Annotated in this window: 13 protein-coding genes; 7 read left to right on the top strand and 6 right to left on the bottom strand. The window is 41.5% G+C overall.

The features are described 5' to 3' along the window. Positions 1-90 precede the first annotated feature (90 nt). Positions 91-1014 (bottom strand): LysR family transcriptional regulator, encoded by a 924-nt coding sequence (locus tag DACSA_RS08425; RefSeq protein WP_015229346.1) that lies wholly within the window; start codon positions 1012-1014, stop codon positions 91-93. Positions 1015-1119: 105 nt separating this feature from the next. Between DACSA_RS08425 and DACSA_RS08420 the strand changes: the two genes are divergently transcribed. The 5 genes from DACSA_RS08420 (at position 1120) to DACSA_RS08400 (ending at position 6833) form a co-directional block, all read left to right on the top strand. Next, positions 1120-2949, top strand: coding sequence for an NAD(P)H-quinone oxidoreductase subunit F (locus DACSA_RS08420; RefSeq protein ID WP_015229345.1), 1830 nt, complete (start codon positions 1120-1122; stop codon positions 2947-2949). A gap of 294 nt (positions 2950-3243) precedes the next feature. Further along, positions 3244-4809: an NADH-quinone oxidoreductase subunit M gene (locus DACSA_RS08415; RefSeq protein ID WP_015229344.1), complete on the top strand. Its 1566-nt coding sequence runs from the start codon at positions 3244-3246 to the stop codon at positions 4807-4809. A gap of 179 nt (positions 4810-4988) precedes the next feature. Beyond that, entirely contained in the window at positions 4989-6275 is a 1287-nt protein-coding gene (locus tag DACSA_RS08410) for a CO2 hydration protein (protein WP_015229343.1), read from the top strand. A 56-nt stretch (positions 6276-6331) separates the two neighbouring features. After that, positions 6332-6661: a BrnT family toxin gene (locus tag DACSA_RS08405; RefSeq protein WP_015229342.1), complete on the top strand. Its 330-nt coding sequence runs from the start codon at positions 6332-6334 to the stop codon at positions 6659-6661. Beyond that, on the top strand, positions 6645-6833 hold the full coding sequence (locus DACSA_RS08400; RefSeq protein ID WP_015229341.1) for a hypothetical protein: 189 nt from the start codon (positions 6645-6647) through the stop codon (positions 6831-6833). The genes DACSA_RS08405 and DACSA_RS08400 overlap by 17 nt, the downstream gene beginning before the upstream one ends. 56 nt (positions 6834-6889) lie before the next feature. On the opposite strand, the gene DACSA_RS08395 is transcribed toward DACSA_RS08400, so the two are convergent. Both DACSA_RS08395 and DACSA_RS08390 read right to left on the bottom strand, forming a co-directional pair. Then, complete coding sequence (locus tag DACSA_RS08395) at positions 6890-8275, bottom strand: cytochrome P450 (protein WP_015229340.1); 1386 nt, start codon at positions 8273-8275, stop codon at positions 6890-6892. A 43-nt stretch (positions 8276-8318) separates the two neighbouring features. Continuing rightward, positions 8319-10031, bottom strand: coding sequence for an ABC-ATPase domain-containing protein (locus DACSA_RS08390; RefSeq protein ID WP_015229339.1), 1713 nt, complete (start codon positions 10029-10031; stop codon positions 8319-8321). An 854-nt stretch (positions 10032-10885) separates the two neighbouring features. On the opposite strand from DACSA_RS08390, the gene ltrA reads away from it, so the two are divergent. Both ltrA and DACSA_RS08380 read left to right on the top strand, forming a co-directional pair. Next, entirely contained in the window at positions 10886-12787 is a 1902-nt protein-coding gene (ltrA, locus tag DACSA_RS08385) for a group II intron reverse transcriptase/maturase (RefSeq protein ID WP_015229338.1), read from the top strand. A gap of 129 nt (positions 12788-12916) precedes the next feature. Further along, positions 12917-13789: an S-methyl-5'-thioadenosine phosphorylase gene (locus tag DACSA_RS08380; protein ID WP_015229337.1), complete on the top strand. Its 873-nt coding sequence runs from the start codon at positions 12917-12919 to the stop codon at positions 13787-13789. A gap of 116 nt (positions 13790-13905) precedes the next feature. Here the strand turns inward: DACSA_RS08380 and DACSA_RS08375 are convergent, their stop codons facing one another. The 3 genes from DACSA_RS08375 to DACSA_RS08365 form a co-directional block, all read right to left on the bottom strand. Next, the gene (locus DACSA_RS08375; protein WP_015229336.1) at positions 13906-14274 is read right to left on the bottom strand and encodes a XisI protein; all 369 of its coding nucleotides are present in this window, start codon (positions 14272-14274) and stop codon (positions 13906-13908) included. Then, positions 14265-14675 (bottom strand): XisH family protein, encoded by a 411-nt coding sequence (locus DACSA_RS08370; protein ID WP_015229335.1) that lies wholly within the window; start codon positions 14673-14675, stop codon positions 14265-14267. The genes DACSA_RS08375 and DACSA_RS08370 overlap by 10 nt, the downstream gene beginning before the upstream one ends. Before the next feature lie 89 nt (positions 14676-14764). Continuing rightward, positions 14765-15406 carry a Uma2 family endonuclease gene (locus tag DACSA_RS08365; RefSeq protein ID WP_015229334.1) on the bottom strand — a complete coding sequence of 214 codons (642 nt, stop codon included), beginning with the start codon at positions 15404-15406 and terminating at the stop codon, positions 14765-14767. Between the last annotated feature and the right edge of the window lie 42 nt (positions 15407-15448).

Raw genomic sequence — 15448 nt, 5'->3', positions numbered from 1 at the left:
AAACTTGGGGGTAAGGGGGCGACAATTCCCCCAAACTTGGGGGTAAGGGGGCGATAATTCCCCCAAACTTGGGGGTAAGGGGGCGACAATTCAAGCCGTTTTTACCTCTTCATTCGTCAGGTTTAAATTGTGATCAGCTTCGAGATAATTTAAAAAAGTACGAGCGACCACAGAAGGTTGTTTTCCTGCTGGATAAATAGCGTACCAATTGCGTTTTATCGGTAAATCTTCCACATCTAAAATCGCAAATAACCCTGTATCTTTTTCTAAGGTGAGAGTATGTTTCGACAAGACAGAAACTCCTAATCCGCCTAAAATCGCTTGTTTAATTGCTTCATTGCTTCCTAATTCTAATCGCACCTTTAATTCGGCTTGATGCTTGTGAAATAACTCTTCTAATGCTTGACGAGTACCTGATCCGGGTTCACGCATGATAAACGGCTCTTCTGCTAGACGCTGAAACGGGATATTCGTTTCTTCTGCGAGAGGATGATTAGAGGGGGCGATCGCAACGAGAGGATTTTCTAAAATGCGATGAGAAGTGACATCAATCGTAGAAGGAAGTTGACTGAGGATATAAAAATCATCTTGATTATCGGTCATATATTGTAAAATCCGCTCGTGGTTAGTGAAGCGTAAGGATAGTTCCACACCTGGATATTGCTGGCAAAATGGACCGATAATGCGGGGTAAAAAGTATTTTGTGGTAGAAACGGCGCTTAACTTCAGTTGTCCTTGTTTTAAGCCCTTCATGTTCGCGATCGCGCTTTCAAACTCTCCTAACTCACTAAAAATTCGCTGACAACTCTCATATAAAATTTCCCCTGCTTCCGTCAAATACAACCGTTTGCCAATTTGTTCAAACAAAGGCAATCCCACCGCTTTCGTTAACTGTTTCATCTGCATGGAAACGGTGGGTTGAGTTAAAAATAACTCTTCTGCTGCTTTGGTAAAACTTAAATGTCGGGCTGCAACCACAAAGACGCGCAATTGGTGGAGAGTTGCGTTTTTCATTATAGAACTATCGCTATCGTTTACATACTAATTATCAATTTTACATTATATGTTATTTCTTCTACTATGATCTTTAGGGTGGGTTAAAATAACAATTTTTAAAATATGAGTCATATTCTGAATACAAGCTGGCTAATTCCTTGTTACCCATTACTCGGAATGGGGTTAAGCGTTTTTTGGTCGCCTGGCATTTCCCGTCGCACGGGACCGCGACCAGCAGGTTATCTTAATGCTATGATGACGTTTCTTGCGTTGTTGCATAGTTGGTTAGCCTTCTGGGCAATTTCAGATCAGCAACCTGAATATTTCAGTGTCAGTTGGCTAGATGCGGCGAATCTCCACATTGATTTTGAGTGGTCTGTTTCTACCATTAAATTAACAGCTTTGATGGTGGTGACAGGGTTAAATCTTCTCGCTCAAATTTACGCGATCGCCTACCTAGAAATGGATTGGGGGTGGGCGCGGTTTTATTCCCTGCTTGCTCTTTTTGAGGCAGGAATTTGTACCCTAATCCTCACGAATTCTCTATTTTTTAGCTATGTCATGCTAGAAATTTTGACGTTAGGAACGTATTTGATCATCGGTTACTGGTTTAATCAATCCCTTGTGGTGACAGGGGCGCGAGATGCGTTTTTAACGAAACGGGTGGGTGACTTATTCCTGTTGATGGCAGTGGTGGCGCTTTATCCTCTCGCTGGAACATGGAACTATCAAGAACTCACGATTTGGGCAGAAACCACTGAATTAAACTCCACAACAGCGACATTACTGAGTTTAGCCCTAGTCGCGGGGCCGGCGGGTAAATGCGCCCAATTTCCCCTGCATTTGTGGTTAGATGAAGCAATGGAGGGACCTCTTCCCGCGACGATTTTACGGAATGCGGTGGTGGTTTGCACTGGGGCTTGGGTTTTGATTCTGGTACAGCCGATTATTGCGATTTCCCCAGTGGGATTGACAGTAACCATTGCCGTTGGTGCAATTACTGCTATTGGCGGGAGTTTAATCGCGATCGCGCAGACAGATATTAAACGAATTTTATCCTACGCCGTAAGTGCTTATCTCGGTTTAGTTTTTATTGCGGTTGGTGTGGGAGAAACCCAAATCGCCTTAACTTTACTTCTCACCTACGCTCTCGCGATGGCATTATTAGTGATGGCGATCGGAAATATTGTTCTCAGTAACGTCACTCAAGATGTGACCCTTCTCGGTGGTTTGTGGTCTCGTCGTCCGATTACTGGATTATCCTATTTAGTGGGAGTGGCTGCGTTAACTGCAATTCCGCCATTAGGTAGTTTTTGGGTGTTATATTCCCTGACGGATACATTATGGACAACCACGCCTTGGTTAGCTGGGGTGGTGTTGACGGTTAATGGTTTAACCGCATTTAGTTTATTACGGTTATTCTGTTTAGTTTTTCTTGGGGAAATTAAGCCAATGACGGTTCGATCGCCCGAAGAATTATGGTTGATGGTTTTCCCGACAACAATTGGCGCTGGTTTAGCGTTACATTTACCACTTTTTATGGCAAATTGGGATTTACTGCCGCAGTGGGAAATGATTAATTTCAATTCCGCTTTGGTTTTAATCGCCTCCAGTTTGGTGGGTGCGATCGGTGCAATTTTAGTTTATGGTAATACGCGACCTGAATTAGCATTTATTCCACAAGGAATTAAAAATTTCTTTGCTTATGATTGCTATACGGTGAAAGCCTATCAAGTCACAGTGGTTTTTGTGGTTAATATTATTTCCCAAATTATCGCTTGGTTTGACAAATACGTTGTTGATGGTTTGGTTAATTTAGTGGGTTTGATTACGATGCTAAGTGGTCAAGGTTTGAAATATAACAACTCTGGTGTTGCCCAATTTTATATGCTTTCAATTGTTGCGGGTGTGGCGTTGTTTGGAATTATTGTTTGTTTCCCTTTCTTGGTTTAGCCCCCTAGCCCCCAATCCTGGGGGGATTTGCCCCCTAGCCCCCAATTCTGGGGGGATTTGCCCCCTAACAATGATAAAAAGTAGGTTGGTAGAGACGTTCCATGGAACGTCTCCACGCGAAACCCAACACCCATTATAAGTAATTACCTAAACCTGCTATAGCAATCGGAAATGAGAGCGGAAAAAATTGATTCATGGAAGCCCCCAGTATTGGGGGTTTGGGGGCAAATAAAAATTTACAAATCATCTGGGATTGCTATATAACTGTCGTGAATGATTAGAGAGGAGAATTAGATGTTAACTGCATTATTGGTGATACCAGTTATTGGCGTTTTGATTGTTAGTTTGTTACCGTCAAATTTACAGAGCGATCGATTGCGTCAGATTACTTTATTCATTTCGATCGCGCCGTTTCTGTGGACAATTTATTTATTTTTCCAATTTGATCTCGATACAGGTGGGTTTCAGTTTTCTGAGTTTATACCTTGGTTAGAACCCATCGGTTTGAACTATCATCTGAGTATAGATGGCATTTCTCTACCGCTAGTTTCTCTGAATAGTTTTTTAAGCGCGATCGCCATTTATAGCACCAGCTTAAAAATTGAACGTCAACGTTTATATTACGTTCTGATTTTACTGGTAAACTTTGGCGTAGCGGGGGCGTTAATGGCGCAAAATCTACTTCTATTTTTCCTGTTTTACGAAGTGGAATTAATTCCCTTTTACCTTCTCATTAGTATCTGGGGAGGAGAAAAAAGAGGGTATGCTGCGACTAAGTTTATTCTCTACACCGCCGTTTCTGGACTGTTGATTATTGCCGCATTTTTAGGACTTGCTTTCCTCAATAAAAGCGGAAATTTTGAATACGAAACGATCACAACGGCTGGTTTATCTTTAAAAACTCAGTTAATTTTACTGACGTTAATTTTAGTTGGGTTTGGAATGAAAACGCCCTTAGTTCCTCTACACACTTGGCAGCCAGATGCTTATGTAGAAGCGTCTCCCCCAGTGGCGATTTTATTAGGAGGTGTTTTAGCAAAATTAGGCACTTATGGCATCATTCGCTTTGGATTACAATTATTCCCTGAAACCTGGAATTTAACCGCCCCAGGATTAGCAATTATTGGGGTAATTAGTGTGATTTATGGTGCTTTAACCGCGATCGCACAAACCGATATTAAACGCATGGTCGCTTACAGTTCGATCGGTCACATGGGTTATATTTTAGTTGCCTCTGCTGCTGGCACTTCTTTAAGTGTTTTAGGTGCGGTAGCGCAGATGATTAGCCATGGGTTAATTCTAGCTTTATTATTCCAATTAATTGGAACAGTAGAGGAAAAAGTAGGGACACGCGATCGAGATGTTTTGAATGGTTTAATGAACCCAATTCGCGGTTTACCGCTTACCAGTGGTTTATTAATTGCTGCTGGGATGGCAAGTGCTGGGATTCCTGGTTTAGTGGGATTTGTTGCGGAATATATTGTGTTTCAAGGAAGTTTTTCTCGCTTCCCGATCGAGACAATTTTGTGCATTATTGCATCAGGATTAACCGCCGTTTATTTTGTTATTTTGTTGAACCGAACTTGCTTTGGAAAATTAGACAATTCTCTCGCTTATTATCCCCAAGTTTTGTGGTCAGAACGACTACCCGCCTTAATTTTAACCCTGATTATTTTTGCCTTTGGCATTCAACCGAACTGGTTAGTTCACTGGATTGAACCAACAACAAATCAGGTGGTTTCTATGCTAACTCCAAAATGGCAAGATAGTTATTATTCCGCGATCGCATCTTCTGAAAATCCTCAACAAAAACCCGTAGGTTGGGTGAAACGAAGTGAAACCCAACAATTGTCTCATTAAAACAAAATCGTGTTGGGTTTGGTGTCCTCCACCCATTGCAGTGACCAGTGATCAGTGATCAGTGATCAGTGACCAGTAATCAGTGAACAAATAACAAATTCAGTGATCAGTGACCAGTAATCAGTGAACAAATAACAAATAACGAATAACAAATAACGAATAACAAATAACTAATCACCATGACAACACAAACTAAACTTCCTCCTTCTAAACACGAATTTGCTGATATTATTCACCGTCTCGAAGCGGGTGGTGCAATGTTACCAGATACTCCCGAAAACTTAATGCAAATTATCGGGATTTATAAAGCATACGCAGTGCCAATGGATTTCTATTGGCGGGATTTACTTTATATCGCAGAACGAGTTTTTCTGAATCCGATTCCAGCCTTTAAATACTTCCTCCCCCAAGAATATCTCGACTTAGAAAATCACTACGCTGGCGACAATGCTGATTTAAGAATTTGGCGGGGAGAAGCAACGGCTCATCCTGAACTTTTACAATTTATGGAAAAGGGAGAAACGAAAAATATTCCTCGCCTCTTCCATCATTTGTGGCACGATCGGGTTAATATGGAGTTTGCCGAAGCCTGTATGAAAGCGATGTTTTGGCATGGTCGAGATATGGGGCTAGGCAAGTTTGATGCTTATCTTGATTCCGAGGAATATCGCCAAAACGCCGATCGAGCGATTAAAGCCTATTTCGAAAACAATCCTTTGATGTTAGGCTTATACAAACTCTTCCCCGAAATGTTCCTCGAAAAAGTACGAGAGTTGTCCTACTATTCTAATCTCGGACTGTTTTGGGAAGTGATGGCACCAGTCTTTTTCGAGATGTCCGATCGCTATGATGAAGGAACAATTACCACTGTTCCCGAAGCGATGAATTTCTTAGTTAATGGCATTTTTGCCATTGCTGGTCGTCCCATTTATCATCATGTTTATATTGATGGGGAAATGTATGAAATCATCCCCAAAAGTAAAGGGTTTACTTGGTTATACGAAGCCGCCTTACCCTATGTAGAATCTGTTTTTTATCGTACTGCACCGTTCAGAGGAACAAAATCTTATAATGCTCAAGCCCACGAAGTTCCCAACGAGCAAAAAGATTTCCATTATGGTATCCTCTACGCAGATGTGTTTCCCGTAGGGACGGCTGGCATTCCGCCAACACTTTTAATGCAGGATATGTTACACTTTCTCCCCTCCTACCTTCAAGACTATTATCATCAACATTGTCGGGGAGAGGAAGATATGTTGATTCAGTTGGGGATTACCTTTCAACGATCGATGTATTGTGTCACGTCGGCGGTGATTCAGGCGCTACGCACAGCGTTACTTTATCCCCTTGATGATCCGAATCCAAAACACCTAAAAGCGAACCGTAAGTTTTTTGAATCCCAACTCGATCGATTTAAACGCCCTGAAGCAAGACTGAGAGACATTCAACGTCAAGACTATCGCTAGTTAGGTTTCTTTACTACTGGTGTAGAGTTTCATCATCAATTTAAGAAACACTGTTTTTGGCGACAGTCCTCTTAGATGGTATTCTAAGGGGACTATTAGCGTTAAAACTGATGGAATTTGAGTGGGATATAGAAAAGGATAAAATTAACCAAAAAAAGCATCAAATTAGTTTTGAAGAAGCAGCGGAAATATTTAGATACCCAACCTATGAAGTAACTGATGATCGAGTAGATTATGGGGAAACTAGATATATTGCTATTGGTAATAACAATCAGATGATAACTATAACAGTTGTTTATACTGAAAGAGAAGGCAAAATTAGATTAATTTCTGCACGACGAGCAAATAAACAAGAAGTAAAATTATACTATGACTACTGTACATAAACATCTTGACGACATTCCTTTAATGGGCAAAAAAAGGGCAGAAGATATCAAACTCAAGCCTGATGAGGAAATTGATTATTCCGAAATTCCCCCGTTAGATGAGGATTTTTTTAGAGAGGCGAAGTGTGTTAAAAGACAGTTAAAAAAACAAAAGAGATTTTCATCAAGATAGCTAGTTTAGAGACGTGCCATGACACATCCCTAAAATCGTCGTTGCAACTGATTGATTTAAACTTTAGCTACTGATTTCGATCGCGATCGAACCCCAACTTTCTTCACCCAAACCGACTTACTTTGTCCTAAAGTAACTCCTCGTCGTGCTGGTGAAACAGGACGCTGATTGAGCAACGCCAAATTTAACTGGCTTAACATTGTTCCCAGAACAATTTTCATCTCATATTGTGCTAAAGCCGCACCAACACAGCGACGGACACCACCGCCAAAAGGCATAAACTCATAGGGAGAAAACTGTCGTTCTAAAAAGCGTTCTGGTCGAAATTGTTCGGGTTGCGGATAGAGGTCTTCTCGCTGATGAATCAAATAAATGCTTCCCATGATCAGCATTCCTGGTTCTAACTGATAGCCACAAAGTTCTACAGGTTGTTCTACTTGTCGAGGAAAAGTCAACATCGCGACGGGATAAAAGCGTAGGGTTTCGTTACAAACCGCACCGAGATAAGGGAGTTTGAGAAATTGAGAAGAATCAGTTTTATCAGTAACAGAATCTAATTCGGCTAATAATTTGTCTTTTACCTCTGGTAAAGAGTGAATCCAGTACAATGCCCAAGTGAGCGCGGTTGCTGTTGTTTCGTGTCCAGCGACAAGCAGGGTCATTAATTCATCTCGCAAATCTTGATCCGTTAAACCATTTCCCTCTTCATCTTCTGCCATCAATAGTAAGGAAAGAATGTCGATGCGATCGGGATCAGGATTCTTCCGCCGTTCCTCAATTTCAGCAAATAAAAGATCATCGGTTTCTTTCGCGAGTTTTTGCAATCGATCGCCTGGACTCCAAGACCCATAATTTTTTTGTAGGAAAGGTAGGAAAAGAAGCAGCGAACCGAGAGGAGAACCAGTCATGTCTAATCGCTGACCAAGCAAGCGTTCGAGTCGATCGAACCTTTCTCCTTCATGTAACCCAAACACCGCTTGTAAAATCACTCGCATCGTAATTTTCTGCATGGTCTCACGAACATTAATCGAGGCTTCCGTTGACCATTGATCAATCACTTGCTGTGTAATATTTTGAATGATGTTTCCATAGGCTTTTAAGCGTTCCCCATGAAAGGGAGGGGTAACTAACTTACGGCGGCGTTGATGTTCGTTTCCACTGAGAAGGATTAAGTTTTGGCGACCCAGTAACGGTTCTAAAATACGGTTCACCTCCCCTGGCGCGGTAAACTCTTTTCCCGTGTCATGGGTGAGGATATACTGTAACGCTTTGGGTTCACTTAACATCAGTAAAGGGTTAGTCTTTCCCCAAGAAACATAGGCTTGAAAAATGTCGCCATACTCCGTTCGATTTTTTTTCATGTATCCCAACGGATTAAATATCCATTGTGCAATTTGGAGTAAGGTGGGGGATTTTGGAATCGGTACGGTTTGATGATTCATGGTTTAATTTGTTGCTTCTAGCCTCTTATCTCCATTTTGCTACTCATCCCGATTTCACTGCTAAACTGCGTAATCGGTTTAACGCCGCCGCCAGTTCAAACCGTCGAAAATAAGCTAAATCGTGTTGAGGAGACCGAGTAATGATGTCTAAGCCCTTTTTTTCGATATCGGCTTCGATCGCGTCTAAAATCTCAGGGAGAGTGCGTTTCCCATCAAGATATTGTTTTTTAGCATACACGATCGCCGCCCCGATCGCCCGTAACTGACTTTGATCCACCAACTGTTCCACCGCAGCGAGATCAATGTCTTCATTACCAAAGGAAACCTCATCATCATCTCGCACTTTTACATCCACCTCTTTTTTCCCGCGACTGGGATCAATACTGTCAGCGAGAGGAACACGAGGAGTAATCTGACCAAAATGTTCTCCCCCTTCTGTATAACGTTCGGTTCGGTTTTCCGCTGCGATTTGTTTCGCTTTTTCGGTCACTTCATAAGGTTTAAAGTTCTCCATTGCGATTACGGTATCCGCCATGTCAAAGTAATCGCCACTTCCTCCCATGACAAGAATCGTCGAAACTTGGTAATCGCGATCGAGTTGTTGAATTTTATCAATAAACGGCGTAATCGGTTCTTTATCCTTACTAATCAATTGTTGCATCCGATGATCACGGATCATAAAATTGGTTGCGGTCGTGTCTTCATCCACTAACAAAACTTTTGCACCCGCTTCTAACGCTTCAACAATGTTCGCCGCTTGAGACGTGCTACCACTGGCGTTGGGGCTAGAGAAATCAGTGGTCGATCGCCCTTGGGGTAACTGATTAATAAACGGGGAAATATCCACACCAACAACACTTCTTCCATCCTCAGCGCGAATCTTCACCGCATCTGGATCAGTAACAACTAACTCCCGTCCATCATCAGGAATATGATTATAAACCCCTAACTCCAGTGCTTCCAAAAGCGTCGATTTTCCGTGATAGCCGCCCCCCACAATCAAAGTAATGCCGCGCGGGATTCCCATTCCTTCCACTGTTCCTCGGTTCGGACAATCAAAACTCACCTGTAAACTTGCGGGAGACTGAAAAGGAACAACATTTTTATCCGTTAATGGACGCGGATCAACCCCACTGCGACGGGGTAAAATTGCCCCATTGGGAACAAATGCCACTAAATTCTGTTTCGATAACTCCTCTCGTAACCAGTCCGCATCCTCTACCGTTTCCACATGATGGCGAATGGCTTTCGGTGAAAGAGATTGATAAATCAAAGCGCGATCGACAATTTCTGGGACATCCTCACATAGCATTTCCGCCGCTTGACGACCTAAAATCCGCCGTCCTTTTGCTGGAAGTCCCGCGATAAAACGCACTTCTACCATTTCTTCATCAATTAAAACCGAACTGCGTTCTAAAACCTCTTGTCCGATTCCTGTAATTGCAATTAAACCACTTTTTCCAGTTCCCCTAGAGTCACTAATTTGAGAAGCCGCTTGGCGAAACTGACGAGTTAAATAATCCCGTAGTGCTACTTCCCGACTAGGAGACTGATAGAGAAACTCGGGAAACGCCGCGATCGATTGCGGAATTTGTAAACGTAACCGTGAAGGAGAAGCAAAGGGATCACCTTGAACATAATCAATAATTAACTGAAAATCAATAAAATCATAAGTCCCCTTAATATCTTTATAGGCTTTATAACTAGCGTTATCGAGTCGCTGTAGCGTTGAACGTAATTGATCTTGATTTTGCATCGTTTATCCTTCGTTATTCTTTCTAACTGGTCATTCCCCCCCTCAAAGCAGGGCTAACTGGTCATTCCCCCCCTTTCAAAGGGGGGGCTAGGGGGGGATAAGTGGTAACTGGTCATAGAGTCCTCTAAAATAACCTAATGTACTATTTTTGTGCGATTCGTTTCTGGTGAAAACGTTATAAGTCCCTCACGGACTGGCGCATAATCCAGAGCTTGGTAAAGAACCCTACGGGGTACCGAACCTTGATAATTTAATATCCATGATGGTGAAATGCCCCTGAGTATTACGAAATATGAAGAAAAAGAGGGTGGGAAGTACCGAACAATTGATGTAGGGAAAACCGAACATTAAGTCCATCTCTCTCAGGATGTGAGAGAAAAGCATAACCCTTATCTACAGAGTTGACTACTTGAGGATAAAGCAGGGTTAAATGGGATCACTGCTGGTAGCCTAAACTGGTAAATTCCCTAGCAAGAGGCTATGCCTAGTCAACGAACCTACGTTTGAACCATCGTTAGTACAATCCTGCGGAAAGGCTATTGAGCAGGGAACGAAATAAGTTCAAAGTAAGAGGATATAAATCTGAGATAGTTTATATCACATTCCCAAATTTACTCGGTGGATAGTAGGGGGCTAAGGTCTCAATCAATGGATATTAGAAACGAAGTAACCCTCGTTCATACTCTTGGGAAGGTCGATTTCCAAGTAGTCTGTCGGGACGCAATCTCTGACTCATTTGTCGGGTTGAGCGAGGGCAGGATTGGATAAGAAGCGAACGCCTTCTGTAATAGGGAGGATATGCTGACGTATCCACTTTCGATTACGAAGAAAAATGAAATTGAGTAGAGGGAATCATGAACTTATTATTAAAGTATGAAAGTAATGCAGAGATTAAGACTTTTCTTAACTTTCCATTTTGGTTAAGTTTCGGGTTGCTCCTTATGGAGAAAACGGAGTGGAGTGAAGTGGACTGGAAAAGAGTTGAAATTGATGTGTTTAAACTTCAAAAACGAATTTTTCGAGCTTCTCAAGGTGGTGACGTGGCTAAAGTTCACAAACTCCAGAGATTATTGGTGCGGTCTTGGTGTGCCAGACTTCTTGCAGTACGGCGCATTTCGCAGGATAACCAGGGTAAAAACACGGCGGGGATAGACGGTGTAAAAAGCCTAAGTCCTGAAGAACGGTTGAACCTTGCTGAAAATCTAACCCTTACAGGGAAAGGTAAATCCTTAAGACGGGTCTGGATTCCAAAACCAGGACGTAAAGAAAAACGCGGCTTGGGTATTCCAGTAATGGAAGACCGTGCGAGGCAGGCTCTTCTTAAACTAGCTATGGAGCCGGAATGGGAAGCAAAATTTGAACCTAATTCGTACGGATTTAGACCAGGACGCTCTTGTCATGATGCGGGAGGAGCAATATATGTGGCTATCAATCAAAAACCCAAATGGGCTTTAGATGCAGATATCTCTAAATGTTTTGACCGTATAAATCACGATGCTCTCTTGAAAAAATTAAATACAACCCCGACTATAGCTCGACAAATTCGAGCTTGGTTAAAATCGGGAGTCTTGGATAAAAGTGATTGGATGCCAACAAATGAGGGAACACCACAAGGAGGGGTGATAAGTCCTCTATTGGCAAACATTGCTCTGCATGGACTTGAAGAGTACATAAAACAATGGGCTGAAACTTGGAAGGGGGCGAAAAGGGCTAATCGAAGCTCGATATCTCTTATCCGGTATGCAGATGACTTCGTTGTTCTCCACAAGGATAAATCCATCGTCCAACAGGCGAAAACGCTGATTGAGCATTGGTTACATGATTTAGGCTTAAAAATAAGTGAGAGCAAGACGAGAATTTGCCATACATTGTATGATTCCGAAGAAGAGAAAGCTGGTTTTGATTTCTTAGGGTGGAACATCCGCCAGCATGAAATCGGGAAAAACCATTCAGGAAAAAATACAAATGGCAAATTACTTGGATTCAAGACAATAATCAAACCTAGCGACAAAAGTATTAAAACTCATTATGAAAAGATTGTTGAAGTGTTGGATTCAATGAGAGGTAAATCCCAAGAGGTAATCATTGATAAACTTAATCCTATTATCAAGGGTTGGTGCAACTATCATAAGACAGTCTGCTCAAAGGAGACATTTGTTAAAGTGGATCACATGGTCTTCAATAAATTACGTCGTTGGGTGAAACGTCGTCATCCGAATAAAACCTTCAGATGGTGTTTAGAAAAATACTTTCATTGGACAAAGGGGGAAAACTTAGAGGGAGAAAGAAGAGAGGATAAATGGGTCTTTTCAACAGCCTCCTCGGAAGCAAATACTCCTGATGCGGGTACGCACGAACTGTGGAAACACGCATGGACACCAATTGGAAGACATATTAAAATCGAGGGTTCAAGGTCTCCATACGATGGAGACTGGCGATACTGGAGTGAACGCCGGGGTGGATATCCTGGTACGAAAAAACGGGTAGCTACTCTGATGAAGCGTCAGAAAGGCAAATGTACCCGTTGTGGACTATATTTCAAAGATGGAGATGTAGAAGAAGTTGACCACATTACCCCTAAAGCTGAAGGGGGTGAAGATGCCTACAAGAACTTACAGTTACTCCATCGCCATTGTCACCACAAGAAAACTGCTGAAGACCTAAAACGACAGAGCCAAAAAGGCAAGAATCAGAAGAAAGGTTCAAGTCAGAATAAAGGCAGAAGTGGAATTCATTCTAGCTTCTTAGGTCGATAGGTAGGGAAGTGCTGTTAACATAGCGTAGTCTGAAGAGGAGCGGTATGAAATGAAAGTTTCACGTACCGTTCTGAAGCCGAGTCAGGAGGGTGACCTTCTGGCTTAGGTAACAACCGAGAAAACTCAATCATGGCGCAAGCAAAAATTGGTGTAATTGGTGGGAGTGGGTTGTACCAAATGGACGCACTCCAAGATATTGAAGAAGTCAAATTAGAAACGCCGTTTGGTGATCCCTCCGATGCGTTTATTATTGGCACACTAGAAGGGACAAGAGTTGCATTTCTCGCCCGTCATGGACGTAATCATCACTTAATGCCCACAGAGTTACCCTTTCGGGCAAATATCCACGCCATGAAGCAACTAGGAGTAGAATATATCATTTCTGCTTCTGCTGTCGGCTCTCTTAAGGAACAGGTTAAACCATTAGATATGGTAATTCCTGATCAATTCATCGATCGCACTCGTAACCGCATTAACACCTTTTTCGGGAATGGCATTGTTGCCCACATTGGCTTCGGTGATCCCGTGTGTGAGAAGCTAGGAGATATTTTATATGAGTCCATTTCTCATTTAGAATTAGACGAGGTTACTCCTCATCGCGGCGGAACTTATGTTTGTATGGAGGGGCCAGCTTTTTCTACCAAAGCCGAATCTTATTTATATCGCAGTTGGGGCGCTACAGTTGTGGGAATGACTAATTTACCAGAAGCCAAACTCGCACGAGAAGCAGAAATTGCTTACGCCACCCTCGCCTTAGTTACCGATTATGATTGTTGGCATGATGACCATGATAGTGTCACCGTTGATATTGTGATTGAATATTTGAAAAAAAATGCAGTCAACGCCCAAAAAGTCATTAAAGAAGCGGTGCGCCGCATCAATGAAAAACCACCCGTTTCTGAGGCACATTCCGCGTTAAAAACTGCCATTTTAACCCCACTGGATAAAGCCCCAACAGAGACAAAAGAAAAATTAGAAGTCTTTTTGGAAAAGTATTTATAAGTAACTTAGCCCCTTCCCCAAGGTTGGGGAATAATTATATGTGTATTTCACAATGATTAGTTACTGATCAGTTTTTTTGTCAACGATCACACTAAGGAGTAGCTACTTTATCTTTTTCAAGTTGTTGTCTGAGAAACTTCTTTTCCTGCAGCAAAATCAGTAAACTCTCGAACAGCAGGTTCATGGAAAGCTAAAACAATGTCTTGTTTAGGAACTCCCATTTCTACTAACTGATTAGCAATTCCCACCTCAGTTCCATCATGCTGAATCCAAATTTTGCCATCTTTAATATCTAAATGTAAAAGACAACCAAACTCTCGTTTATTACCAAGCCAACCTACAGATAATAATTGATAATGATGACGTTCGCCATCAAAAACTGTCTGTATCTCATACTCATCTACTGAAGCATTTTGTTGAGAAAGTCGTTGGGCGCGATCATTTAGTAGTTTCTGAATATATTGTTGGTATTTTTCTACAGCCATTGTACAATTACCTCATTTTTAACATCGTAAGTAACCAGTTTTAATTGATATCGCCTTACAGAATCTCTAATAAATTTCCTCGTGAAGAAACTTTGATAAATTGTTTCCCGTATTGCTAAATAAAGTTTTCTTTCTGAATCAATTTTATCTAGAGCATCTCGATAATTAAGAAATTGTCCCAGTGCGGTATGAAAATCAGAAACATTGGATGGGCTAATAAAACTCTTGACTTCTACTGCAATTTTTTCTTGATCCCGTATAGCCGCTAATAGTTGTTCTGCTGCTAGATCAATTTCAAAGTCTATATTATCAATCTTTACTTCATAAGGATCAGCAGTGATAATCCATCCATCTTTTTCCAAAGCAGTTTTAACAACATCATGGAATCTATCTTTAACCACAATCTTAATCAATGATTTTTTTACACTACAACAAGTCTAATTGTAGCTACGAATTACTAAAATAGACAAGAAAACACGAGCAAAATTTGCTAATTCTCTTGTGAAGTTTGTAGCTTAATCCATTCTCGAAACTCACGAATTGTTGCATTTTCTCCTTGAGTTTTCGCTTGTTGAAGAAAACGGGGAATTTGTTTCACTGGTATTGAATTAAAAGTTGGACTAAGTTCAACCTCGGTGTAGTTTTGATCAGTAAGAGTATAAACTTTGAGGAGGCGACCATTAAAGCGCCAAAGTTCAGGAATTCCCAGAGAAGCATAAAGCATTAACTTATTAATTGCAGAATGAGAATATTCAACCTCAAGCACTAAATCGGGAGGGGGATCAGCTGCTAAATTGATCTTGTCTTTGTTCCGAACTAAAGACTCGTTTTGAATATAATAACTACTATCTGGTTCTGCGCCGCGCTCTAAATCATCTCTGGTTAAAGTTAACGAACCAGTGCGCTTAATTTCTAATCCTAACTCTTCGCACATCACACCGATGAGACCTTCGATCATCCGATTTGAGTTTTCATGGGACATTAATGGGGTCATAATTTCTATAATTCCCGAATCATAGGCAATTCGAGTGTTACGGTTATCTCCCATTTCAGCAAGCATCATCTTAAACGTTTGCCAGCTAATATTGGGTAGTAGCGTTCTAGTTTCTGCCAGAGGCTTAGTTGCAATCATTGTAATTTCCTTTTCCCTTTTCATCTATTATGAAATATCAAA

It is taken from the genome of Dactylococcopsis salina PCC 8305, from assembly GCF_000317615.1.
GTDB classification, from domain to species: Bacteria; Cyanobacteriota; Cyanobacteriia; order Cyanobacteriales; family Rubidibacteraceae; genus Halothece; species Halothece salina.
The sequence above is the reverse complement of the archived record's forward strand: the minus strand, read 5'-3'. Positions and strand labels throughout refer to the sequence as shown.